Annotated in this window: 1 protein-coding gene; it reads left to right on the top strand. The window is 43.7% G+C overall.

Features of this window, described 5'->3' with window-relative positions:
* Positions 1-160 precede the first annotated feature (160 nt).
* Positions 161-577: hypothetical protein (locus Y882_RS18400; RefSeq protein ID WP_046973409.1), on the top strand; the 417-nt coding region annotated here is incomplete at its 3' end.

The raw sequence follows: 577 nt of genomic DNA, 5'->3' as shown, positions 1-577 counted from the left end.
ACGGGTCGTTCCTGCTTCGTCTGCGCTCCGACACATGGAAGATCCAGACGGATACCTGTGCAATTGACGAGAATACCAGTAAAGAATTTATTCGTAAGCTGACTCAGCTGAATAAAATCTACGAGCATGTTAAATTTGATTTGTTTAAGGAAGTATTCTAATGATTACTATCAACGATCCAATCAAGCATAAAACTCAGAAAAGCATAATGGCTTGCATCCCTACCTGCCTTGCTATGCTTCTTGACAAAGACCCTGAGCAGGTGTATGACGAGTTCACAAATGATTATATTCATGGTTTTACTGACGTATCGAATTATCTGTATAAGCACGGTGTCTTTGCACAGCCGCATATCACTGCTGGTATGCACCAGATTCGACCTGGGCGCTTGTATCTTGCGACTGTACCCTCTTTGCAGTTACCTGGACTTTTCCATCAGATCATTATTGACGCTCGCTTCGGTGATGTTAAGGTATACGACCCATGTAAAGGTCTGCAAGGGAAACAATACTATTCCTATGACCACGTTGCAGAGGGCAACGATCTGGCGTATCCTCTGCGGTCTTTCCTGATTGAT

The organism is Dyella japonica DSM 16301, assembly GCF_001010355.1.
Classification (GTDB): Bacteria; Pseudomonadota; Gammaproteobacteria; order Xanthomonadales; family Rhodanobacteraceae; genus Dyella; species Dyella japonica.
This window is presented reverse-complemented; position numbering and strand designations above follow the sequence as displayed.